We start from the raw sequence: 23,735 nt of genomic DNA on the forward strand, positions 1-23,735 counted from the left end.
ATCCCATTTTTGATATTCACTGTTAGCAGTTTGTTAGAAATGCTAACGCGTGGGATTAACCACTGTGTGCATTAAAATCCATAAACATGACCATCATTCCCCTGTTACTGACGGTAATGACTGATCAATATTTCTATTAGATTACTTACATTATATCGTGTGAAAGGTCGGATGTCGATAAGTTTTTGACCTTTTTTACTTATATTTACTCAGAGTTTCCTGCTAATCCTTTAATTCTCTTTCTATTTCTTCTATTGTTGGCATTGAACTCTTATAATCCTCCGGAATCAAATTATTTAATTCGTACTCAGATATTCCTACTGGCACATTTACCATACTTGTTGCATACTGTGCCAATACATTGTCCTTTGTTTTACAAATTAGCAATCCAATGGTTAAGGTCTATTCTCATAGCTTATGATTAACTCTAGGTTAGCTTTCTCATAATCATTCAAAACATCATCACTGAAATTATCTGGTTCAATAGTGCCATTATACCAACTGCAAGAATTGAAATATTCTTGTAAAAATTCATCGTTGAATTTGCGCCCATGGCGAGCATAGATTTCATTTCTAGCAATTTTGCAATCCTCTTTAGAGAAGGATTCTAAATCAGCATCGGTTAAATATCTGACATTGCTGTCTGGACATTTATACTCATTGGAATCATAAAAATTATTTTGTACATCTAAAGCATCAAACACATAATCTATGGAGTCATAGACTGGTATTGATGTCCAATTATCCGTTCTCCAAGAGTCATAAATCTCATCATATTCCTCTTTCGTGATTTCATTTCTTAAACGGAAATAACTGTGGATGTAATCTTCCGCAGAAAAAGTCGTTCCATCCATAATACTGTCAATTACTTCCATTTTGTTTTCTTCAAACGACCAGACATCATACCAATCGCAAAACCCTCCCGTACCATCGTGGTATCCACAGAAACAGAGTTTTTCGAGTGTCTCGCTATAATAAGGCTCATAACTATCTACAACACCAAATGAAGAAAGATAATCCCGTATTGTATGCGGAATTTCTACGATTTCTTGATCAATTATACGATATACTGAGATTTTGTTTAAACTGCTCCATTTATCTTGCATAAATAACTCCGGCACGCCATTACCTGTGACATCCCATAAAAAATAATTCTTATTATTTTGTACCAAACCAGAACTGCCTAGATATGTGTTGCCATTATCTTCCAATATGTTGTCGAATAAAAAATCGATATACAATTTTTTCCAGGAGTCTTCTTCCAACTTAAAATAATCATTGGCAACTTCTTCAGTATCAAAGATGTACATCGTATTAAATGTATATCCGCCAAAGATGCTTTCCGGATTGATCGTCGCCTCTATTATGAAACTATTCATTTCGGTATCCGTTTCTGACATCCCGTCGGGCTCGTATTCAATCTTACCAATAATACGCACGGACGTGTCGGTGACCTGTTCAATTTCATCAACTTCAATATGTTCGATATCATAATTTTCGTCTTCCCAAGCAGCAACGTATGTCGCCATATCATCGTCATCATTTGCATCATATTCATCATAGTTACCGGTATCTGCTCCATACCATGCTATGAGCTGGTCGGCGTATTCGGGCGTCATTGTCCCAGCCCTGTACGATCCACCGTCACCTAAAATGATGTCGTGAAAAGTTATGTCCTCCTTGACATCTTCATAAAAGATGTTCTGCGGTTCGGTTTCGAAGTTGTCAATGTCAGAGTAGGATAGGAAATATGCCATTGGGAAACTGGAAATATCCACCTTGTGCGTGTACCCGTCATGGTCGACGGACATTCTCACGACCTGGCATATTTTCTTGAGGTTTATATCCGTCTCATTGATTTGTATTGGATATTTCGGTTGGGTTATGTCTGCGGCCTCTTCTGTAGTTTTCGAGGTTTCTAACTCTTCGGTCTCCGAAATGCTTTCAGTTGTTTTGATGCCATCGCTTTCCTTGTAGCCGAATGAGCAGGCATTAGACAAAATACAGATTATGGTGCATACACATATAGATAGTACCTTTCTTTTCATTATGTTTTTGTTTTCTCCTAATTTCTCGGTTGTTATGCTGCTTTAAACACATCAATGCACTTATAATGTAAAAATAGTATCATCCATACCATAGCGGTGTCAAGGTTATTTGAATACCCCATATACGAAAAAAGTGAGGACTTCTCCCACCTCGAAAGAAATCCCCACTTTCATTGACCACATTGGGGTCAGGCACCAATGTGCTCATTGTATTGACCTATTTAAATTATACAGGAAGCTCCAATTATTTACATTATAACACACGTAGGTATATTCAAACAATACCAGAATAATAGTACGATATTCAACCTAAAATTTCATTTTTGGCTTTTGTGCAGTTTACGGCATCCAGCGGTCGTCATTCTGTTTTAGAACGGCCGTTTCCCGAAGCCAACGGCCGCCCATTTTTTAGTTAGAAGATTACCGCTTATCGTGTGTTAATCTTAATCGTGTAGTGTTTTGTAGCTCTCTTCATAATGGAATTGGCAGATACCTCATCGTTGAGGATCATCGCTTTCCAGTTATCCGGATCACGCTGTGAGCATACGATGGTGCTTTTTCTCTGCTCGTTCCGCTTCTCCAGAAGCTCAAAGAGGATTTTAATCTCTCTTTCGTCAGTGATTGTGTGGAGCAGGAAATCATCCAGGATGATCAGTTCCCATTTGAGATACTTCTTCATCTTACGGGCATATTTATCGTAATCCTGCTCTTTAAGAGCTACTCTTCCTATTGTTTTGATCAGCTGCTGTAATCCTTTGACCGGAAGATATGCAGCCTGCACCGGTATCAATACGGAATCTGCACATGCCAATGCGTTAATTGTCATCATTCCAAGAGACGGCATACAGTCAATAATTATGAAATCATAGAAATCTCTCAGTTTTTCTACCATAGATCTAAGTATCAGTTCCCTGCTCATTGCATTCACCAGAGATACCTCAATAGCTGACAATTCAATATTTGCCGGTATCAGGTCCACACCTTCCTTATGATGAAGGATCGTTTTTTCAATATTCATTTTTTCATCATTCACAATATTCATCATCAGAGTTGCCAGGGAATACTCCATTTCATCCGGCTCCTCATATCCAAGGCTGATTGTCAGACTTCCCTGTGGATCTCCGTCTATCAGCAGAACTTTCTTTCCTTCCTGAGCCAGACCTATCCCCAGGTTCACACATGATACGGTCTTTCCGACTCCACCTTTTTGATTTGATACTGCAATAACCTTACACATAACATTTCCTCCTGTTTTTAATAATTCAGTACATACAATTTCAAAAGTTCAATTATTTCTCTCTTCATCTGTTCCGTAGAATAATTCTTTGGAAAGTACTTATGAAGCTGATCATTCTTAAACACTACCCGGTCCGTTTCTTTCTGCTTTATCTCGCTTAAAATGTCTTCAACTCTCTGGGTTGTTAATTTTCCATCAGCACTCAGCTTTTTCATACGCATTGCCTGTGATAACGATGGCGTGCATAATGTTAATTCCATAGCATCAAGTATATCCTTTTGCTCTCTTTTCTTTAGATATGCAATCTGCACAGCTGGAGTAAATCCCATTGAACCATCATCTACCTTTTCCAACAGTTCAGGAATCAGATCAGCCATCTTGATGTATCTCTGTACCTGCTTAGGACTGTCTCCAGTTTCCTCACTGATAATCTCCAATCCCTTTTTTCCTGAATTGTGGTCAACTTGGCCAGCTTTCCTTCTTCCTGATTTTCTTTTGAGCACATCATATTTCATCTTATAGGCAAATGCTTTTTCACTCGGTTGGATTCTCTCTCTTTGCAAGTTTGAATCTACCATTGCGATAACTGCCTGATCATCTGTCATATAGCGGATTATCGTAGGTACTTTTCTATATCCCAGTTTTTCCGCAGCAAATATTCTTCTATGACCTGATATGATTTCGTAGTATCCTTCCTTTCGTGGTCTTACTATTACCGGAGTTATTATTCCGTATTTCTTGATACTGTCCTGAAGATCTTTCATCTGGCTATCCATTTCCACTCGAAACGGATGATTTTCAAATACTCTTAGCCGTTCAATCGCTATTTCAACGATTTTTTCATCTGGATTCATCTGATCCACTTTTTCTGCCATAGGCATCCTCCTTCTTCCTGAAATAAAAAAATCCGCCCAGATTAGAACCTAATCTAATCTGAACAGAATACTCATTCAGGCTTGATATTTTCCAAGCAGAAATATTTGTAATCATTACCCTTTTGTTAGTTACAAGAATTTACAACCTTTTACACCAGTTGCATTATAGCTTTTCATTCCTGTTAGCAGATCCACAATAATTTTACTGTTAGCAATTTGCATTTTCTGTTAGCAAAAATGCTCATTTTTTGATTTGCTGTTAGCAGAAAAACAACAAAAAAAACGGCAATGATTTTTCTCTCATTACCGCTTAAAATAGAGCGTTCCCTATAGGAATCGAACCTACAATAGAGTCTTAGGAGGACCCCGTTATATCCATTTAACTAAGGGAACAAATGCCGTATTTTCGGGCTTTTCAGCCTTTTGGGCTCCGGCTGCCATGTTTATGAATCCAATCACTTGCGTGATGAATTGTCCCAGTTATTATATATTGATTTTAGTCTTTTTGCAAACTCTAAAATCCTGTTATGTCTCACTAAATGGTCTGCACTTAGTTGCCCCTTAGGAGGACCCCGTTATATCCATTTAACTAAGGAGACAAATGCCGTATTTTCGGGCTTTTCAGCTCTTTTGGCTCCGGCTGCCATATCTATGAATTCAATCACTCTTGTGATGAATTTCCATTATATCTTATTTTGACATTCAGATCAATCCCTGTTGGAATCGAACTCTGACTTATCACTTCTCAACTTCCATAAGTCTCAACCATGATTGAACCTTAGGAGGACCCCGTTATATCCATTTAACTAAGGGAACAAATGCCGTATTTTCGGGCTTTTCAGCCTTTTTGGCTCCGGCTGCCATGTTTATGAATCCAATCACTTGCGTGATGAATTGCTCCTGTTATTATATATTGATTTTAGCCTTTTTGCAAACTCTAAAATCCTGTTGCTTCTCACTAAATGGTCTGCACTTAGTTGCCCCCTTAGGAGAGCTCCAACCAATTGTCACTCTCTGTCAATCTGAGGTAAGGTAAACCCATATGGGACACTATTAAAAACTATTTCCGATTCAATTTGAGTTATTCTGAATATCCCCTCTGTCAAGCTCTGAAAGTTAGCTGATTGTTTGCTCCAGCTAATAATTGGGGAATGCCTTGATATTACCATCGACATCTGTTATATGACCACCATGCTTCGTACGTTCGATCATGGTAAACAGTATTCAATTAAACTTCCTATCGAAAGCACAAGATATTTTCTTGTCTATAAATAATATAACGCATACGAGACGGTTTGTCCATGCGTTTTTGACTGGTAAATTGGTTAATTCAAAGTAGTAATAATATTATTATGGAAATCTGAAAATAATTTTTCAAATACGGACATAACCGGTGGATGGACCTGCACCGACCTTTGCGATATACCCACTCTTAACTAAATCCGTCAGTGTTCTTTCCACGGTAACCTTACTTATGTCAGGGCATAGTTCCATAATTTCCTTCTTCGTTATCTTACCGACCTTATTATCAATCACTGCCTTAATTCTATCCGGCTTGGAAAGATTATGGTACTTCAAATGTTCTACACGGCTTTCAAATTCATTGTATGCTTTTAGCATAATACCTAAATAATACTTAACAAAAGGCTCATAACTGTTTTCACCCTCATGCCAACCGACAGAACTTGCTTGAAGAGCTTCATAATATGTTTCTTTCGTTTTTTCAATCAGCATTTCCATGCTGACATACTTTCCAACGATATATCCAGCCTTATAGAACAACAATAAAGTCAACAGACGGCTCATTCTACCATTTCCATCATTAAAAGGATGAATACACAGAAAATCCAGAATGAACATGGGAATTAAAATCAGTTTATCAATGAGATTTGCTTCCCATGCTTCAAGGAAACGAGCGCAAAGTTCGTCTATTGCTTCTGCAGTCTGAAAAGCTGGAACTGGAATAAAACGAGCTTTTTGGTGTCCCCCGGCATCGGTTTCTGCAATTACATTGTCTGAATTCTTATAGGTACCACCGATGTTTCCTTGGGAATAAGAATATAAATCACGATGTAACTGTAAAATAATGTTTGGTTTTGGAGTGATATATTCATAACTTTCGTGAATCGTAGCCAGCACTTCACGGTAACCGGCAATTTCCTGTTCAGACCGATTACGTGGCTCTGCTTTCTGACTTACCAGTTCTTCCAAACGTTTATCACTTGTAAATATACCTTCAATTCGGTTAGATGCTCCCGTACTTTGAATTAAAGTAACTTCCAGAAGTGTTTTCAGTTCATCTATGTTTGCTTCCAGAAATAATTCCTGTTTACCTTTATGCTCATGAATACTGCCAACCATCTGAACAATTTCAGGTGTCAGCAACTTCGCAGGATTTGTAATATAATCAAAATTTCTCATTGAAATCTCCTTCATTTTGAATTTATCTCCATCATTTTAATGCTAAATGATAGAGATTTCAATAGATTTGATGGAGATAGATTCTCCATATGCACAATAAAGATACTCATTTGGATATAGAATTTATTACTTCATCAGCAGGATTTCAATTTTTTCCCTGGTTCTTCTCCGGTAACTTTATGATATTTAATCTGATTGGCGTACCATTTTTCAAAGCTGACAATATTGATTCGTATCTTTCCGGCACTGTCATCCAGGTTCTCTTTTGTGTTGGACGCCGTTTGTAAGAACTTTCTTCTGAAATCTTCGAAATGACTTTTTCAACATCGTCCATTTCTGGAACTTCTTTTTGTTTCATAATTGCTGTTGCCATTTATTCTTCACTTCCTGTCTTTTTAGTGTTAGTGTTTTTTCTTATATCATATCTCAAATCCAGATAAAAATTTAGGATGTCGATGCAGACAAAATCTGCCTGATCAACACTCTGTTTTTTTACTGTTCCAAGTTATCGAGCCAGTCATCGAAACTCTTCTTTGAGATGCGATACTTTCCGCCATCCAACTGGATCCACCGGAATTCCTTTTTCTTCAGAAGGTTATAAATAGTCAATGTCATTAACTTTAGCAAAAAGCAGAAGATATCTTATCCTTTTAGGAATAAATATCTTCTGCTTTTAAGTTAATGACATTGGAAAATATCTACACTTATTCTCTATATTTTATACTTCCCTGCATCCACACAATGCCCTTAAAACGTCTGCCAACCTGTGGTTCTCCAACCAGATCCTTCTGATTAATGCAGACTCCAAAGTTCATTTCATTACAGCAGATATCAAGCACCCAGACATTTTCTCCGGTAAGATTATTCTGTTCCAGCCTGCAATCTAATATTTCGCCCAGAATTGCATACTGATCACTCTCAATGCCATATGGCATAAAATAAGAATCCACAATGCTGAGTACATCCTCATGCGTAATACGTCTTGACAACATGGAATATGTATCAATATCTTCTAACGTCAGATTCTCGATCGCATTTTCATCCCCATCTCTTGCGGCTGCAACCAGATAATTGCGGTCCGTTGTATTCTGCTGGTTCTGCTTATTTTTTTTCTCAGTTTTATTAATTGGAAGCAAAATTTTTCCTTCTGTAGAAAGCGCACCTAAAATAACACCTTCCTCCAGATTCATATATTTTTTTGATCCTTTTACAGCCAGAAAATCCACAACATTCTGCAGATAGAAAATTAACGTCACTCCTATTCTGACTTCATCACATATCCCCGCATAGGACTCTTTTTCCGCATGTTTTTCCACTTCTGCCTGTTCTCTTGTGGATAACATTGTGCCAAAAAAATACGGATAGTAATAATCCATCTCAAATGTGTCATCTTCCTGGTAAGTACCTCTTAGCGTCAGACCAAAAAAGTCGCCAAACTGATGACAAAGTTCAGCAAATTCATTTCCTTCCGAATCCTCTGCCACCTTAATTGTGTCCGGTTTTTCTTCTATATCTTTACATATTTTTTCGAGTTCTTCTTTCTTAATATCCGAAAGACCGACTGCTCTTAAAAATTTATGCATATTAATCTCCATTCTTGCGCTGTTTTTTGCGCATCTCAAGTTTGTGCGTAAGCACAAATCTTGCGTGTGAAAAAACTTATTTTTTACACTAATCTCCATTCTTAAACCAACTGCAGAATTGATATTTTTTTATTTTTTGCCAGGTCATATCTGATTTCCGTCATCTGATTATCCTGATCTAAGACAGCAACGACCGGACGGATAGAATTGTCCGTCTGGCATACAACGATTCCTGTTTCTCCTGTATTCAGCCGGATTTTCGTACCGACCGGATAATATGCAACTATTTTCTGTAATACTTTTACGATTTTTCGTTCAAATAAAAGATCTGCTGCCTCTATCATTGTCTCAAGTGCCTGCTGTACACTGATTCTTTTGCATTCCATTCCGGAAATCATACAATCAAATGCATCACATACCTGCAATATATTACACTCGATATCTTTTGTTTTTTGTTTTAAAGGATAACCGGAACCGTCTTTTCTTTCGTGATGCGATAATACCATCTTTTTTGAAACAGGCGATATCCAGTCCTCACCTTCCAACGCTGAATATGCCAGTATTGTATGTTTTTTCAATTCAAATACTTCCGATGCCGGTCTGTTATCCATATCAAAATTAATATATGGAACCGTGATGTAACGCATACCAAGATCATGCAAAAGTGCCCCTATTGCAATATCAATATAAGATTCTTCTTTTACTTTTAACATTTTTGCAACCACCAAAGACAACATGGTCACAAGGACGGTATGCTCATAAAGACTTCCATTGCGTTCTTCTATATCTATGACTTTTGGCTGTTCTTCTTCCGTTATTTCCCTGACAATTTCATTTGCAAGGTCCGTCATTTTGTTCAATGAATTTTTTCCATGGTAAATATGATTTTCCAGGATTTTTTGAACTTCACTGACATAATATTGTTTTCTCTCTTCACTGATAATAAAATGTGTTGTTTCAAAGGCTTCATACGGATCTTCAATACATACGGTATCGATACCCAAAAAAGAAATAAGATCCAAATACTCCGGTTTTAACACTGTTCCACCGGAAATCAATATTTCTTTTTCTTTTGTTATAACCGGTTCCACCAGTGTTTCTCCGCCTACAAGTGATTTGACCTGCCGTATTCTCATTATTTCTCCATAACTTTATTTCTCACACTATTCCTCATCCGAATTTTTCAAATTACCATTCGGATCCATTGCACGTTTTAAAGCTTCCTGTTCTTCCTCTGATAAAACAATTACAGAATTACCATCAATAATTTCTTTAATATATGTATAGCAGCCCTCTCTGGTGTGCATTGCATTAATAATAAATCCATTATTGCGCATATCTAACATTGCAAGAGAAAAACTTAATTTTCCTCCCATCTCATGAAATGCATCATACTTGATCAAGCCCATCTTCTGATAGGTACGCTGCATATTTTTAGAGAGTACTTTAATATTGCTGTCATTTTCTTCATTTGATTCTAACAGGAAATCAACCTGATCTAACCTTTGAATCAATGTATCTTCCAGTGTCTTTGCATCTTTTCCACTCATAAAAATGCGGTAATTCTTTTTTAATTTTTTCATCTGAACAATATTTACAATTGTTAATATAAATAAAATCAAAAGAACTCCACAAAGCCCTATAATAATATAATCTGAGTCAAACCCTAAATATTTTGATATCATTATTTTACCTTTCACCTTTTAGAACAAATGTTCTGTATATGTATATTTTATGCAATTGTGCGGATCAGATCAATAATACGATCCAGTTCATCCATAGAATAATATTCTATTTCTATTTTTCCTTTTTGATCATCTTTTTTGTTGATAGCAACTTTTGTTCCAAGAATTGATTTCATCTTCTCCTCTAAATCATGATAAATTGCCTCCATTGCAGGATCTGAAACCTTTTTCTTTTCTACTGGAATATCTTTATTGTTTTGAATTTTCTTTACCAGTTTTTCTGTCTCACGCACGCTTAAATTTTCATCAAAAATTTTCTGTGCAGTTGCAAATTGTTTCTCCGCATCCTCAATTCCAAGCAGTGCTCTTGCATGGCCAGTTGTGATCATATCATCGATTACCATCTGCTGAACACGTTCATCTAATTTTAAGAGCCTCATAGAATTTGTTACAGCGGTTCTGCTCTTAGAAACACGCTCCGCAACCTCATCCTGTTTTAAATGGAACTCTGTTAAAAGTCTTTTATATGCAAACGCTTCCTCGATTGGATTTAAGTTTTCTCTCTGTATATTTTCTACTAATGAAATTTCTACAACTTCCTGATCGGTAAGATTCATGATCCGGACCGGAACTTCTTTTAATCCCGCAAGTTTTGCGGCTCTCCAACGTCGTTCCCCAGCAATAATTTCATAATAATCCTTTTTATCCAATACAAGTAACGGCTGAAGCACTCCCACCTGCTTAATGGATTCTGATAAATCCACCAATGAATCCTCATCAAAGTTTTTTCTAGGCTGTTCTCTGTTTGGTTCCACTTTATTGATATTAACAAAGATTCCATCTGTCTCATTTTTTTCAGAACCAGCATTTACTTTTACCGTCTCAGTTTCTTTATTTGCATTTACTTTATTTGGAATCAATGAATCAATTCCCTGTCCCAGACCACGTTTTTTTGTTGCCATACTTTTATACATTCTTCCTTTCCATAACTTCTTTTGCTAACATGCGATAGCTTTCCGCTCCTGCTGACTTTGTATCATACATATTGATAGGCAGTCCGTGTGACGGTGCCTCTGCAAGACGGATATTTCTAGGTATTAATGTATCATAAATTTTGGTATCAAGATTTGTTCTTACGTTTTCTACAACCTGATTTGACAAATTTGTTCTTACATCATACATAGTAAACACAATACCATCAATGTGAAGTTCCGGATTTAATCTCTGCTGAACAAGATCAATGGTATGTATCAACTGACTGAGTCCTTCCAAAGCATAATATTCACACTGGATTGGAACAAGTACAGAATCTGCTGTGGTCATAGCATTAATTGTTAACATATTCAATGATGGTGGACAATCAATAATGATAAAATCATAATCATCACGAACGTAATCTACAGCATTTTTCAAAATGTATTCTTTATCTTCAATGCCTAACAATTCAATCTCCGCCCCCGCAAGATTCACATTGGACGGTATAATCTTCATTCCATCCACTACAGTATCAACCATACTTTCCTTGATAGAACATTCATCAAGCATTAATTCATATACCGTGTTTTCCAGTTCATTTTTATTTACACCTAATCCGCTTGTCATATTTCCCTGCGGATCAAGATCAATTGTTAAAACTTTTTTTCCTGCTTCAGCTAAGCAGGAAGCAAGGTTAATCGCCGTTGTTGTCTTACCTACACCGCCCTTTTGATTGGCGATTGCTATAATTCTGCTCATTATAATCCTCATTTCCTTCTTTATTGGTTTCATTATAGCACTTATATATATGCATTTCTATAAAAAAATGTTTCACGTGAAACATTTTGTGTATTTTTACTTCTAATATTTATTTCACATTTGAATAATTATATATTTTTTATTGGTTCTGGAGATTCTTTGTTTGATGCATAGCTTACTCAACATGAAATCTTCTATACTTTTATATGACAGATAAAATATCCAATAAATAATGTTTCACGTGAAACATCTGTGTATTGATTTCGTATTTAACAACTAAAATATATTTTACCTTTTATAATATTGGGTGGAATACTTTCATTTATGTATACTTTATCAGAATACTATTGTGTAATTATTCTATTTATATATAACTCTATTAGATATTATTGTGTAATTATTTTATTTATGTATACTCTATTAAAATATTAACGTGCTATAATTTTATTTTTATTTACTCTATTGAAATATTAACGTGCTATAATTTCATTTTTATTTACTCTGCTAAATATTATCGTACAATAATTTTCACCATATAAACACTGACAAAATCGAATATGCAATGTTTCACGTGAAACATTGCATATTCAATTTTATACTTATTTTAATTGGTTACATATTAAGCTTCACTCTCACGCTGCTTTCAATAAACACAATATTTTTACTTGCATCTTAATTTTATGCGTAGTCACAAATCTTGCGTATATTTTTTCCACCATATCATATTTCTATATTTTCAGTATTTTATAACTATGAATCACTTTGATATTTTACAGTTATATAATATTAATTTTACTATTTTGGTGCATATTGCTTTCCAGTAAAATCATAATATTATGCACGATGAAAAATATCGTATTCTAATTTGCATAATATGCAAAATATACCATAATCTTAAACTTTATTGATTAAATACTGTTTCTTATTTTAAGCTATTTATACCTCTCCAATATATACTTACTTGTTTTTACTTTGTAGTCATTTTATATTTTCCGTATTTTTATAATATTATTTTTTGTAATAATGTACCCCGATATAATAATTTATCATTTTATACTCTATCTCTGTTCTAATCTACTCAGCACAAAATCATTATTTTCGTTCATCTTTTAACTACCGGTTTTTTTATTTACAGAATAGAATTTTATAATCAATAGATTCTATACCTTACAGGTAAATCTTCTATTTTAGATGACACATTACACCACATTCCATAAACATATCTATTATTATAAATAAGAATATTTTTGATAAAAAAGACATAAAATAAAAAGCTGCCTGTGCCCATTTTGTCAGTCTGGCAATCAGCCTGATTCAGTGCTATTTACAGTAAATTTTTTGTAAGGTACAAATTCTACATTCATTGTTTAACTTTGATAGAAAATTAGTAAATCCTAGTTTACCCGTTTATTTACAGTGATATTTTTTCATGAATTAAATCACAAATAAGCATCAAGTCAAAGCTTAATCATTATTGCTCTTCACATTACTCCAAGATAATCTGCATCAGGAAGATCATAGCAATCTTAATATTTATTAGATTTAATTCATTGCTATCAATTTTCTTATTTTAAGACAATGGAATAAAATATACAATTCTTTGTATATTTTTCAATAATAGAATGCACGCTCTGCAAACATTCTATTATCATGAATCAAAAAAGTGTCGTTACAATGTTTCACGTGAAACATTGTAACGACACTTCAAATCATTACGTTAATTTATAATCAATTTCTTAGATGGTAATCAGGTTATTGCGAATCGCAAATACTGCTGCCTGTGTACGATCTGTTACTCCGATTTTTTTAAAGATATTAGAAACATGATTCTTCACAGTACGTTCGCTGATATTCAAATGCTCTGCAATTTCTTTATTATAAGTTCCATAAGAAAGCATCTTTAAAACTTCCAGTTCTCTTCTGGTAAGACTTTCAATCTTACTGCTATCACTATCCCGGTCAAGCATCTTGGAGTTTAAAACTGGTATTAAACTTGGCTGAATATAATCTTCTCCATTTACAACTGCTAAAATTGCTTTTTTCAATTCTGCAGACTCAGAATCTTTTAACAAATATCCATTTACTCCAATATCAACAGCCTTTAAAAGATACTCTACTTCATTGTGTACCGTTAATACCAACACCTTGACTTTCATTTTCATATCTTTCATTTTCTGAAGGACTTCCAGTCCATTCATATTTGGCATATTAATATCCAGTAATAAAATATCTGGTACAACTGTTTTTAATTTTTCAAGACAGTCTACTCCGTCACATGCTTCAGCAATAACTTCAAAATCACCTTCTAACTCCAGTAATTGTTTTAAACCTTCACGAATCATTGAATGATCATCTGCTATCATAACTTTTACTGCCATCTTTTATGTACCTCCCTATTCGGTAATCGGAACTTCAACCTGGATTTTCGTCCCCACATTTATTTTCGAATGAATGTCTATTTTTCCAGATAAAAGGTATACCCTTTCTTTCATCATAGATAAACCAAATCCTGAATTATCGGCTTTACAACTACACTCCGTTTCTTCATATACAAATCCCTTTCCATCATCCTCAATAGAAAGTATGATTGTTCCCGGTTGATAATTTAATACAACTTTTATTATGGAACAATCTGCATGGCGGATTGCGTTGCTGCATGCCTCCTGTATAATCCTTAACAATGTAATTCCAATAACAGGATTAATTTTATATGACTCACCGACTACAGAAAAATTTATCTTTTTTGTTTCACTGCTCTCTAACTTCTCTAATGCACGTTCAATGGTAACTTCCAGGCCAATATCATCAAATGACATCGGTCGCAAATTATAAATCATGTTCCGTGTATCATTGATAATGTCCCGCAGCGTCTTAGACATGATATTTAATTCCAGTTTACACCGGACTTTATCCATATCAATCAACTTACTGCATAATTCAGTTTTATGAACCAGACTCGTCAGATTCTGCACGGTTGAATCATGCAATTCCCTTGATATACGCTGCCTCTCATTTTCCTGCGTCTCCAATAACTTGAGACGCAATATATCATCACTGATATCTGAATCACTATCATTTATCTTCTGTTCTAATTCAGCGATTGCCTCATTTAATTCGTCCAACTTTGCAATGCAGGATACATATTCTTTTTTTTTGGTATCTAACTGTTCCTGTAAAAGCTTCTGCTGATCTTCTAAATGCTGGATCTGTTCTCTGCCCTTCGGATTAACATCCCTTGGACTAAATGATTCATAATTTGAATCATTTTCCTCTTTTAAAAGCTTTATAAATGCCTTATTTTCCTTAATCTGCAATTCCAGTGCCTCGACTGACTTATGAATCTCTTCTTTATTCGACATCAGCTCCGACTGAAATTTTTTTAAATACTCACTTATCATATACTTCCTTCGAACATACGTTTTATATTACATAAATAATAGACCATTTTTATTTTATACTAAATTTACATTATTGAAAAGATAAAATATAAAATTTATTTGTATAAGAAGACAAAAGCGGCTATAATATTATTATAAAAAAACGCCTGTTATTTGGCAGATATGGAGGCATTTATGAATAAAAGTATGAAAAAAAACATCAGACACTTTTTTCTGTTAACTGCATTTGCCGCCGGAACCATCCATTTAGTAAATCGTTTCATTGATTTTACAGCTTCAATGAAAAATATATTAAAGACGGAAAATGGTAATTTTTTTGATTGGAAGAATGGCAAAATATATTACACAAGACGTGGTTCCGGGACACCTGTTTTATTAATACATGATCTTAGTCCACTCAGTTCTTCTTATGAGTGGTGCCGTTATGCAAAGAAACTTGAAAAACAGCATACGGTATATACGATCGACCTCTTAGGCTGTGGACGTTCCGAGAAACCTTATCTGACCTACACCAACTATTTATATGTTCAGCTTATTACAGATTTTGTAAAAGAAGTTATCAAAGATGCCCCGACTGCAATTGCAACCGGTTCTTCTATTTCCTTTGTAACGTTGGCAGAAAACATGAATAATCATCTGTTCCATAAGATCATTGCGATCAATCCGCCAATGCCGGAAAAATTCAACCGCACACCGAGTAACTCTTCTACTTTAAAGAAGGCATTACTGGAAGTTCCTATTCTTGGAACATTTATTTACAATGTAAAAACACATGAAAAAAATATCCAGAAATTATTTTATACAGAATATTTTAACAAACCGCAGCTTGCCTCTTCTAAAATGTTAGATGCTTACTACGAAGCTTCCCACATGAATGGCAGCCACGGAAAATATTTAATGGCAAGCATTGAAGGCCAGTACATGGATAACTGTATTTTACATGCACTCAAGAAACTTTCCATCCCTTTCTATGTTGTGGAAAGCAGAAGTAATCCGGATTCCGTTCAGATCGTAACAAGCTATGCAAAGCAAAGTTCCATGATTGAAACTGCCTATATTTCCAATGTAAAACATCTTCCTCAGTTAGAGGCACCGGATAAATTGGCAGAAGTGATTCGTATGCTTTTCGAACGTGAAGAAAAATAATACATGAATATACAAAAAAGTGACTGTCGGAATTTTTCACAGTCACTTTTTTGATCAATAACACGATGCTTTCACGCAAAGTGTTTTTCTATTTATGACACTTTATTTTCTTACAAAATGTTTTTCTATTTATGACACTTTATTTTTTTACAAAATGTCTTTCTTTTACCCTTATTATTTTAGTGTAACGGCTCCTTTGTCGGAGTGCCGGCTTTCCTCGGATATGCTTTCGGTGTATGTTTTTCCTTATCGATCACAACAAAAGATCGTTTCTGCTCATACAGATCAAATTTATACACATCCGTCACTTTTCCACCCAGAACGAAAACAGCTTTTTTTGCCTCTGCTACTTCTTCCTCAATACTGCCGGACTTATAGGAAATAAATTTTCCTCCAACCTTCACAAATGGGATGCAGTATTCACTGAGTGAAGAAAGATTTGCAACCGCGCGGGAAACGCATACATCAAACTGTTCTCTGTAATCTTTATTTCTTCCCAGTTCTTCTGCTCTTGCATGAACGGCAGTAATATCTTTCAGTTCCAGTTCATCAATCACCTGGTTTAAAAACTTAATCCTTTTGTTTAAGGAATCGGCAAGCACTAACTCTAAATTTGGAAATGCAATCTTAAGTGGGATTCCCGGAAATCCTGCCCCGGTTCCAAGATCTAAAATTTTAGCATCAATTTTTAGATCATATACACGGCACAAAGAAAGACTGTCTAAAAAATGTTTTTCTACCACCTCATCAAATTCCGTGATGGCGGTCAGATTCATTACCTTATTCGTTTCTACCAGAAGTTCATAGTACTTAAGGAACTGACTGATCTGTTTCTCGTTCAACTCGATCTGAAGTTCTTTTAATCCATCTTTAAACTGTTCCAGATTATAACTCATTCTGATCTCCATTCTCTCTTAGTATGCATATCCAACACTCATATCTCGATATACTTTTTTCTTTTATAAAATACCATTGCCGTTACAGATATGTTTCGTCTTTCTATCATTCTGCAGACTCTTTCTCATGATATTTCATCTGCTCCATATACACAAGTAACACTGACACATCCGCCGGTGATACTCCCGAAATACGGGATGCCTGTCCGATGGAAGTCGGTGAATAGGTCTTTAATTTCTGACGTGCCTCAATACGCAGACTCGGTACATCATCATAGTTAAAGTTTTCCGGAATCTTTTTCTTTTCCAGTTTTTTAAAGCTCTCGACCTGTTTCATCTGACGCTTAATGTAGCCATCATATTTGATGCTGATGTTTACCTGCTCGGCAACTTCTGCCGGAAGATCCGGTCGCTCCGGATCAATCGGTGCAAGTTTATCATAATCCAGTTCCGGTCTGCGGATCAGTTCTGTTAAAAATGTTCCAGTGTTCAGAGGAATACTATCGTAACTTTCCAGTAATTCCTGTACTTTTTTATTTGCGCCGATCTTTACTTTCGCCACTCGCTCGATTTCCTGTGCAATCAGTTCTTCCTTTTTACATACCCAGTCATAACGCTCTTTTGAAATCAGGCCAATTTCATAACCTTTTTTCGTCAGGCGCAGATCTGCATTATCCTGTCTCAACAGCAGACGATACTCCGCACGCGAAGTCATCATCCGGTATGGCTCATGATTTTCTTTGGTCACAAGATCATCAATCAGCACTCCAATATAAGCCTCCGAGCGGTCTAAAACCAGTGGTTCTTTTTCTAAAATGCTCATAGCCGCATTGATACCTGCAATCAGTCCCTGGCATGCTGCTTCCTCATAGCCGCTGCTTCCGTTAAACTGTCCACCGGAAAAAAGTCCTTTAATCTTTTTAAATTCCAATGATGCATAAAGCTGGTCTGGGTTAATGCAGTCATACTCAATTGCATATGCATTTCGCACGATTTTTACATGCTCCATTCCAGGCAACGTACGGTACATCTCATGCTGCACATCCTCCGGCAGAGAAGATGACATACCACCGACATACATCTCATTGGTATTGATTCCTTCCGGCTCAATAAAAATCTGATGACGGTCTTTGTCTGCAAATTTTACCACTTTATCCTCAATCGACGGGCAGTAACGCGGACCGGTTCCCTCAATAATTCCAGCATAAATCGGGGAACGATCCAGATTTGCACGGATGATCTCATGCGTCTTTGGATTCGTATACGTCAGCCAGCAGGAAACCTGATCAATCTGCACATCCTCCGGATTTGTCGTAAAAGAAAACGGAACTACCCTCTCATCCCCTTTTTGCTCCTGCATTTTTGAAAAATCCAGAGAACGCTTATCCACTCTCGCAGGTGTTCCCGTCTTAAAACGGAACATCTCGATTCCATGTGCTTTCAAGGAATCCGTGAGATGATTTGCTGCCATCAGACCATTCGGTCCGGTATAAGTAATCATCTCTCCGGTCAGACAACGCGCTCTCAAATAAGTTCCCGTACAGAGCACAATTGCCTTACAATGATAAACTCCACCGGAAACAGTCTTTACCCCGGTAATTTTCTGAAGCTCACCATTAATCTCAACCATCTGTCCATCTTTTTTTTCTACAGCAGCTGTTTCTCCATCAGCAGAATTTGCCGGAACTGTAATGATCTCCGCCACTTCCGCCTGCCGGATTGTAAGATGCTCTGTGTTCTGAAGCGTTTTCCGCATTTCCATGCTGTAATTCACTTTATCTGCCTGTGCACGCAGAGAATGTACCGCCGGCCCCTTGGACTTATTTAACATCTTCGACTGTATAAACGTCTTGTCAATGTTGATACCCATCTGTCCGCCGAGTGCATCGATTTCTCTTACAAGATGGCCTTTTGAACTTCCTCCAATATTCGGATTACAAGGCATCATCGCAATACTGTCCACGCTGACCGTAAAAATAATTGTTTCCAGTCCAAGCCTTGCACATGCCAGTGCCGCCTCACATCCTGCGTGCCCAGCACCCACAACTACCACATCATAATTTTCTTCAATCGCAGGCATCTTTTATCCTTCTTTCTAAAATACTTAAACCATATATTTTTTCTGCCAATTATTTTCCCATACAGAATTTACTAAATATCTCATTCACCAGATCATCTTCGACTGCCTCACCAACGATACTTCCCAGTTCTTCATACGCATTCATCAGATCAATGGAATAAAAATCTTCCGGCATTCCGTCTAAGATACTCTGCACCACTAAATTTAAACTATTCCGTGCTTCCTGTAAAGCGGTTTTATGGCGAATGTTTGTGATATACACCTCATCATTAAATGTAACCTCTCCAGTGAAAAACATCTCACGGATTGTCTCCTCAAGTTCCTCAATGCCAGTCTGTTCTTTGGCAGAGATTGCAATCATTTTTTTATCCAGATGTTTCCTGATTGATTCGCTGTCGGTAACCGGTGTAAGATCTGACTTATTCAAAAGAACAATCGCTTTTCTGTCCTTTAAGAGTTCCATGATTTCAAAATCATTTTCATCCAACTGTGTCGATGTATCCACAACATAAATTGCCAGATCTGCCTCATTTAAATATTTTTTTGCACGATCCACGCCGATCTTTTCCACAACATCGTCCGTCTCACGGATTCCCGCTGTATCGATCACATTTAAAATGATTCCATTTAAGTTGATCTGTTCTTCCAGTACATCCCTCGTGGTACCAGCAATATCTGTAACGATAGCACGCTCCTCTCCCACGAGCGTATTTAAAAGAGATGATTTTCCGGCATTCGGTTTTCCAATAATGACGGTAGAAATACCCTCTTTTAAAATTTTTCCATTGTCACTGTTTGCAAGAAGCTTTTGAATCTCTTTCTGCGCTTCTTCCACAATTCCATGAAGTGTTTCCGGATATCCATCTAAACTGATGTGCTCCGGGTCATCTAATGCAGACTCAATAAATGCGATCTCATGCAGCAATTTTTCACGGACTTTCCTTACTGCAGCCGAAAGTGAACCGGAAAGCTGTTGTTCTGAACTCTTTAATGCAAATTCATTTTTCGCATGAATAATATCTATGACAGACTCTGCCTGTGCAAGATCGATCCGTCCATTTAAAAATGCCCGTTTTGTAAACTCTCCCGGCTCTGCCGGACGCGCACCATATTTGATTACTGTCTCAAGCACCCGTTTCATGACATACACACCACCGTGACAGTCAATTTCCACGGTATCCTCTTTGGTGTAACTTTTTGGTGCCCGCATCAGTACAACCATAACTTCATCGATCACTTCATCCACATCTTTGATATGACCATAATGAATCGTATGTGTCGGCATATCAGATAATTTTTTTCCGTTTTTCATTGAAAAAATACGGTCGACAATCCCGACTGCCTCATCTCCACTGATTCTTATTATACCAATTCCTGAACTTGACATAGCTGTTGCAATCGCAGCAATCGTATCTGTTCGCATAATACCTCATTTCCATATACAAAAAAATTCGTGGACGTTTTCTTTATCCGCCACGAATTTTTCTGTGTCATTCATCACACACGGATGAAAACCGGTTTACTGTCTCTTTAATGTTACAACAACATGACGATAAGGTTCGTCTCCTTCACTGTGTGTTGTTACGAATTTGTCATTCTGCAAGGTAGAATGAATCACTCTTCTTTCATAAGGATTCATCGGCTCTAAAGAAACCGGACGTTTTGTTCTCTTTACCTTGTATGCAATATTCTTTGCAAGATTCTCTAATGTTTCTCTTCTTCTCTTACGATAATCTTCGGTATCGATTTTTACTTTTACAAAACTTTCTGCATTTTTATTAACAGCAAGGTTTGTCAGGTACTGAAGGGAATCTAAGGTCTGTCCTCTTTTTCCGATCAAAACGCCCATGTCATCACCTTTTAAATCAACATTGATCACATTACTGTTTTCTTCTGCAGTCATAACGATCTCAACCTTTAAGTCCATCGCTTCAAATACTTTATTTAAGAAATCCTTGATATCATCATTCACAGAATATTTCTTACGTACTTTGATCACCGCATCTTTTCTTCCGATGCCAAGGAAACCGTTATTTCCTTTTTCGACGATCTCATATTCGATTCTGTCACTGGTTGTCCCCAGTTTTACCAGTGCTTCTGTGATTGCTTCATCGACTGTTTTTGCTGAAATTTCAATATATTCCATTCCAAACCCCTATCCTTTCTTATTATTTTCTGCTGTTTTTCTCATTAAAATCGCGGACCATGTTTGCTTTTGCGGCCATACTTCCGGCTTTTGCCTTTGATTTTGCGGCATTTGCTTTCTCTAATTCAAGCTCGCGCTGTGCCTCACTCATGTTAGACTTCTTCTCTTCTTTTTTCGGTTCATCAATTTTTCTTGTATTGATCTTAGCAGCATTGGAAATCTGATTTTCAGCGATTCCCATTTTTTCACGTTTCTTCTTTGCCTTTTCCTGATTCTTCTTAATAATATCCTCAAGATTGATTTTCTCAAAATGTTTATTTAAGAAAAACTGCTGAACGCTTCGTACTACGGCACCGGCAATCCAGTAAATACCAAGACCTACAGGAACGGTAAAACACATTACAAATGAAAAGATCGGCATAGTGCGGTTCATCATTTTCATCTGCTGTGCAGCCATATCATTATCGCTATTTCCGTTAGACGGAGCAGCCTGCGGCATCAGCTTAATGTTAAGTACCTGGGTCAGATAAGAAATAACCGGTACAAGAAGTGCTAATACTACAAACAGGAAGTTATGTGACGCAAAGTTCGTCGTCATGACCTGCCATGGTGTATCTGAAATATTCAGTCCCAGAAAGTTGTTTACATGTGAAACTGTATCATAAGTCGCATTGATGGTATCCGTCAAAGAAGGAAATGCACTCTTTAAGTTTTCCCATCCCGCTGAATTCATTTTGTATAAAACATCAACAATAGAGTTCGAAAGAGCAGTCGGATCTGACACTGTAAAATCTGCTGCCGGTGTTGTCATAACTCTTAAATCTGTAACGAGCTGAGTCATCTTATCCTGATAACCGCTTGTTGCCATAATTCCATCAACCAGCGTAGAGAAATTGTTCTTTACACCGGATACATATGCCGGAACATTTAAAAATACACGGTAAAGAGCAAACAACAATGGCATCTGGATCAGCATCTGCACACAGCTTCCCATCATGGAAACACCGTATTTTTCATATACTGCCTGTGTTTCTTCCTGCATTGCCATCATGGATGCCTGATCTTTTTTTCCGTTATATTTTTTCTGGATCGCCTGAAGTTCAGGCTGCATCTTCTGTGATAACTTTGAAAATTTCTGCTGTTTGTAAGTTAACGGGAACAAAATAGCGTAGATCACGATAGTAAAGATAATGATGGAAAGACCAACATTCTCAATACCGATCATTGACATCAACGCATAAATACCATTCATTACCCAGCCAAGTACTTTGGCGATCGGTCCTAAAATAGCACCATTGTATGCTGTTAATAACATATCTGACACTTGTAAATACCTCCACTATGGAACTGGATCATATCCACCTTTTGAAAAAGGATTACATCTTAAGATTCTCCATAAAGCAAGTGCTCCCCCTTTTAGAGCTCCGTACTTTTCAACTGCCTCCAACCCATATAAAGAACAGGTCGGGCAATATGGACACTTGGTCGTTTTCATCGGAGAAAGATATTTTCTATAAAACTTAATTAAAGCAATTAATATTTTTTTCAAAATGATTCCATCTTCTTTTTTCTGCAATTAACGATTGATTACTTTGTGAAGACCTCCAAGATGCAGCAGGGCACTCTCTGTTTCATGATAACTGATATCGCGCGCTGTACTTCTTGCGATGACTACAATGTCCAAACCATTATTGAACATGTCTTCATGTAGTCTGTAACTCTCCCGGATCAGCCGGGTCAGATGATGTCTGATAACACTGTTTCCAACTTTTTTACTGACGGATATGCCAAGACGATTTCCTTCTGTATGATTTTCCAGAACATACATTACCAGATAACGGTTCGCATAGGATTTTCCCTGCCTGTACACTTTCTGGAAATCACTGTTCTTTTTTAATGATTCCGAAAACTTCATCCTAGTATGCCCTTTCTGATTATTTACCTAAGGCACCAACTACCTTCTGTCTGTTTGAAGGTCTCTGCTTACTTTACCCATAAAATATCTTTGAATGAACAAATAGGTGGTACAAAATGCACCACCTCATTATTCATCCATTCTTCTTAAGGAAAGAAAAGACCACAAAAATGTGGCCTATGCTGATAATTTCTTTCTTCCTTTTAATCTTCTAGCAGCCAATACTTTTCTTCCGCCTGCTGTGCTCATTCTGCTTCTGAAGCCATGAACTTTTGATCTCTGTCTTTTCTTCGGCTGAAATGTCATCTTCATGTTATATCCACCTCCTCTGCCTGGCATTCACCATCATCCTGAAATGACGATGCGATAGAAAACGTCCTAAGACGCATATTCTCAGTTAAAAAACATCATTCTCAATTATAGCAGAAAAATATTTCAAGTCAAGCACTAAAATTTTGTTTGACCTCATTTTACTTATCTACATTTCAACATTTATCCATTTGTGGAAAATGTTGACCACTATATATATAAGGAAGAAACTCTATCATCCTATATCTTGTTATTTGCTTTT

General features: G+C 36.6%; 22 protein-coding genes, 1 tRNA gene and 1 pseudogene. 1 reads left to right on the plus strand and 23 read right to left on the minus strand.

The annotated features are described in order from the left end of the window. Nucleotides 1–222: 222 nt before the first annotated feature. The 15 genes and pseudogenes from RIL182_RS20905 to RIL182_RS20970 form a co-directional block, all read right to left on the minus strand. Nucleotides 223–396 (minus strand): annotated as a pseudogene (locus RIL182_RS20905) (PDDEXK nuclease domain-containing protein); the annotation flags it as partial. Continuing rightward, nucleotides 396–2,048: a YARHG domain-containing protein gene (locus RIL182_RS21895; protein ID WP_006857752.1), complete on the minus strand. Its 1,653-nt coding sequence runs from the start codon at nucleotides 2,046–2,048 to the stop codon at nucleotides 396–398. The gene RIL182_RS21895 and the pseudogene RIL182_RS20905, both read right to left, overlap by 1 nt. 427 nt (nucleotides 2,049–2,475) lie before the next feature. Continuing rightward, entirely contained in the window at nucleotides 2,476–3,285 is an 810-nt protein-coding gene (locus RIL182_RS20915) for an AAA family ATPase (RefSeq protein WP_006857751.1), read from the minus strand. Nucleotides 3,286–3,302: 17 nt separating this feature from the next. Then, entirely contained in the window at nucleotides 3,303–4,160 is an 858-nt protein-coding gene (locus RIL182_RS20920; protein ID WP_242655586.1) for a ParB/RepB/Spo0J family partition protein, read from the minus strand. A 321-nt stretch (nucleotides 4,161–4,481) separates the two neighbouring features. Beyond that, nucleotides 4,482–4,553: transfer RNA gene (locus RIL182_RS21030), tRNA-Arg, on the minus strand. A gap of 981 nt (nucleotides 4,554–5,534) precedes the next feature. After that, on the minus strand, nucleotides 5,535–6,596 hold the full coding sequence (locus tag RIL182_RS20925; protein ID WP_006857750.1) for a Fic family protein: 1,062 nt from the start codon (nucleotides 6,594–6,596) through the stop codon (nucleotides 5,535–5,537). 130 nt (nucleotides 6,597–6,726) lie between these two features. Further along, complete coding sequence (locus tag RIL182_RS20930; RefSeq protein WP_006857749.1) at nucleotides 6,727–6,954, minus strand: hypothetical protein; 228 nt, start codon at nucleotides 6,952–6,954, stop codon at nucleotides 6,727–6,729. A gap of 119 nt (nucleotides 6,955–7,073) precedes the next feature. After that, complete coding sequence (locus tag RIL182_RS20935; protein WP_006857795.1) at nucleotides 7,074–7,196, minus strand: helix-turn-helix domain-containing protein; 123 nt, start codon at nucleotides 7,194–7,196, stop codon at nucleotides 7,074–7,076. Nucleotides 7,197–7,285: 89 nt separating this feature from the next. After that, entirely contained in the window at nucleotides 7,286–8,176 is an 891-nt protein-coding gene (locus RIL182_RS20940; protein ID WP_330573296.1) for a DUF3881 family protein, read from the minus strand. An 89-nt stretch (nucleotides 8,177–8,265) separates the two neighbouring features. Next, nucleotides 8,266–9,300 carry an HD-GYP domain-containing protein gene (locus RIL182_RS20945; protein WP_006857748.1) on the minus strand — a complete coding sequence of 345 codons (1,035 nt, stop codon included), beginning with the start codon at nucleotides 9,298–9,300 and terminating at the stop codon, nucleotides 8,266–8,268. Nucleotides 9,301–9,327: 27 nt separating this feature from the next. Beyond that, complete coding sequence (locus RIL182_RS20950; protein ID WP_044999180.1) at nucleotides 9,328–9,849, minus strand: DUF4446 family protein; 522 nt, start codon at nucleotides 9,847–9,849, stop codon at nucleotides 9,328–9,330. 47 nt (nucleotides 9,850–9,896) lie between these two features. Further along, nucleotides 9,897–10,811 carry a ParB/RepB/Spo0J family partition protein gene (locus RIL182_RS20955; protein WP_044999197.1) on the minus strand — a complete coding sequence of 305 codons (915 nt, stop codon included), beginning with the start codon at nucleotides 10,809–10,811 and terminating at the stop codon, nucleotides 9,897–9,899. Between the two features lie 4 nt (nucleotides 10,812–10,815). Beyond that, the gene (locus tag RIL182_RS20960; protein ID WP_022113200.1) at nucleotides 10,816–11,583 is read right to left on the minus strand and encodes a ParA family protein; all 768 of its coding nucleotides are present in this window, start codon (nucleotides 11,581–11,583) and stop codon (nucleotides 10,816–10,818) included. A 1,736-nt stretch (nucleotides 11,584–13,319) separates the two neighbouring features. Continuing rightward, the gene (locus RIL182_RS20965; protein WP_006857746.1) at nucleotides 13,320–13,961 is read right to left on the minus strand and encodes a response regulator; all 642 of its coding nucleotides are present in this window, start codon (nucleotides 13,959–13,961) and stop codon (nucleotides 13,320–13,322) included. A 15-nt stretch (nucleotides 13,962–13,976) separates the two neighbouring features. After that, a complete protein-coding gene (locus RIL182_RS20970; protein ID WP_006857745.1) occupies nucleotides 13,977–14,981 on the minus strand; it encodes a sensor histidine kinase in 1,005 nt (334 codons plus the stop codon). Between the two features lie 174 nt (nucleotides 14,982–15,155). Here RIL182_RS20970 and RIL182_RS20975 point away from each other — a divergent pair, with 174 nt between their 5' ends. After that, entirely contained in the window at nucleotides 15,156–16,127 is a 972-nt protein-coding gene (locus tag RIL182_RS20975) for an alpha/beta fold hydrolase (RefSeq protein WP_044999178.1), read from the plus strand. A 179-nt stretch (nucleotides 16,128–16,306) separates the two neighbouring features. On the opposite strand, the gene rsmG is transcribed toward RIL182_RS20975, so the two are convergent. The 8 genes from rsmG to rpmH form a co-directional block, all read right to left on the minus strand. After that, nucleotides 16,307–17,023 (minus strand): 16S rRNA (guanine(527)-N(7))-methyltransferase RsmG, encoded by a 717-nt coding sequence (gene rsmG / locus RIL182_RS20980; protein ID WP_015561066.1) that lies wholly within the window; start codon nucleotides 17,021–17,023, stop codon nucleotides 16,307–16,309. 106 nt (nucleotides 17,024–17,129) lie between these two features. Beyond that, nucleotides 17,130–19,103 carry a tRNA uridine-5-carboxymethylaminomethyl(34) synthesis enzyme MnmG gene (gene mnmG, locus RIL182_RS20985; protein WP_006857743.1) on the minus strand — a complete coding sequence of 658 codons (1,974 nt, stop codon included), beginning with the start codon at nucleotides 19,101–19,103 and terminating at the stop codon, nucleotides 17,130–17,132. A 49-nt stretch (nucleotides 19,104–19,152) separates the two neighbouring features. After that, on the minus strand, nucleotides 19,153–20,526 hold the full coding sequence (mnmE, locus tag RIL182_RS20990) for a tRNA uridine-5-carboxymethylaminomethyl(34) synthesis GTPase MnmE (RefSeq protein ID WP_006857742.1): 1,374 nt from the start codon (nucleotides 20,524–20,526) through the stop codon (nucleotides 19,153–19,155). A gap of 96 nt (nucleotides 20,527–20,622) precedes the next feature. Further along, a complete protein-coding gene (gene jag, locus RIL182_RS20995) occupies nucleotides 20,623–21,249 on the minus strand; it encodes an RNA-binding cell elongation regulator Jag/EloR (protein WP_006857741.1) in 627 nt (208 codons plus the stop codon). Nucleotides 21,250–21,271: 22 nt separating this feature from the next. Further along, nucleotides 21,272–22,564 carry a YidC/Oxa1 family membrane protein insertase gene (locus tag RIL182_RS21000; protein ID WP_006857790.1) on the minus strand — a complete coding sequence of 431 codons (1,293 nt, stop codon included), beginning with the start codon at nucleotides 22,562–22,564 and terminating at the stop codon, nucleotides 21,272–21,274. A gap of 24 nt (nucleotides 22,565–22,588) precedes the next feature. Next, entirely contained in the window at nucleotides 22,589–22,798 is a 210-nt protein-coding gene (gene yidD / locus RIL182_RS21005; protein WP_044999195.1) for a membrane protein insertion efficiency factor YidD, read from the minus strand. 27 nt (nucleotides 22,799–22,825) lie between these two features. Continuing rightward, nucleotides 22,826–23,164, minus strand: a complete 339-nt coding sequence (gene rnpA, locus RIL182_RS21010) for a ribonuclease P protein component (RefSeq protein WP_006857739.1) — start codon at nucleotides 23,162–23,164, stop codon at nucleotides 22,826–22,828. 177 nt (nucleotides 23,165–23,341) lie between these two features. Next, entirely contained in the window at nucleotides 23,342–23,476 is a 135-nt protein-coding gene (gene rpmH, locus RIL182_RS21015; protein ID WP_015561063.1) for a 50S ribosomal protein L34, read from the minus strand. Nucleotides 23,477–23,735: the final 259 nt, after the last annotated feature.

This window comes from Roseburia intestinalis L1-82, assembly GCF_900537995.1.
GTDB lineage: Bacteria > Bacillota > Clostridia > Lachnospirales > Lachnospiraceae > Roseburia > Roseburia intestinalis.

Coding starts and splice junctions, on each gene's coding strand:
- RIL182_RS20960 (WP_022113200.1), bottom strand. CDS start 11,583: ATGAGCAGAATTATAGCAATCGCCAATCAAAAGGGCGGTGTAGGTAAG.
- RIL182_RS20945 (WP_006857748.1), bottom strand. CDS start 9,300: ATGAGAATACGGCAGGTCAAATCACTTGTAGGCGGAGAAACACTGGTG.
- mnmG (WP_006857743.1), bottom strand. CDS start 19,103: ATGCCTGCGATTGAAGAAAATTATGATGTGGTAGTTGTGGGTGCTGGG.
- RIL182_RS20920 (WP_242655586.1), bottom strand. CDS start 4,160: ATGGCAGAAAAAGTGGATCAGATGAATCCAGATGAAAAAATCGTTGAA.
- rnpA (WP_006857739.1), bottom strand. CDS start 23,164: ATGAAGTTTTCGGAATCATTAAAAAAGAACAGTGATTTCCAGAAAGTG.
- RIL182_RS20930 (WP_006857749.1), bottom strand. CDS start 6,954: ATGGCAACAGCAATTATGAAACAAAAAGAAGTTCCAGAAATGGACGAT.
- RIL182_RS20950 (WP_044999180.1), bottom strand. CDS start 9,849: ATGATATCAAAATATTTAGGGTTTGACTCAGATTATATTATTATAGGG.
- RIL182_RS20925 (WP_006857750.1), bottom strand. CDS start 6,596: ATGAAGGAGATTTCAATGAGAAATTTTGATTATATTACAAATCCTGCG.
- RIL182_RS20940 (WP_330573296.1), bottom strand. CDS start 8,176: ATGGAGATTAATATGCATAAATTTTTAAGAGCAGTCGGTCTTTCGGAT.
- RIL182_RS21000 (WP_006857790.1), bottom strand. CDS start 22,564: ATGTTATTAACAGCATACAATGGTGCTATTTTAGGACCGATCGCCAAA.
- jag (WP_006857741.1), bottom strand. CDS start 21,249: ATGGAATATATTGAAATTTCAGCAAAAACAGTCGATGAAGCAATCACA.
- mnmE (WP_006857742.1), bottom strand. CDS start 20,526: ATGCGAACAGATACGATTGCTGCGATTGCAACAGCTATGTCAAGTTCA.
- RIL182_RS20955 (WP_044999197.1), bottom strand. CDS start 10,811: ATGGCAACAAAAAAACGTGGTCTGGGACAGGGAATTGATTCATTGATT.
- rpmH (WP_015561063.1), bottom strand. CDS start 23,476: ATGAAGATGACATTTCAGCCGAAGAAAAGACAGAGATCAAAAGTTCAT.
- RIL182_RS20935 (WP_006857795.1), bottom strand. CDS start 7,196: ATGACATTGACTATTTATAACCTTCTGAAGAAAAAGGAATTCCGGTGG.
- RIL182_RS20915 (WP_006857751.1), bottom strand. CDS start 3,285: ATGTGTAAGGTTATTGCAGTATCAAATCAAAAAGGTGGAGTCGGAAAG.
- rsmG (WP_015561066.1), bottom strand. CDS start 17,023: ATGAGTTATAATCTGGAACAGTTTAAAGATGGATTAAAAGAACTTCAG.
- RIL182_RS20965 (WP_006857746.1), bottom strand. CDS start 13,961: ATGGCAGTAAAAGTTATGATAGCAGATGATCATTCAATGATTCGTGAA.
- RIL182_RS20975 (WP_044999178.1), top strand. CDS start 15,156: ATGAATAAAAGTATGAAAAAAAACATCAGACACTTTTTTCTGTTAACT.
- RIL182_RS20970 (WP_006857745.1), bottom strand. CDS start 14,981: ATGATAAGTGAGTATTTAAAAAAATTTCAGTCGGAGCTGATGTCGAAT.
- RIL182_RS21895 (WP_006857752.1), bottom strand. CDS start 2,048: ATGAAAAGAAAGGTACTATCTATATGTGTATGCACCATAATCTGTATT.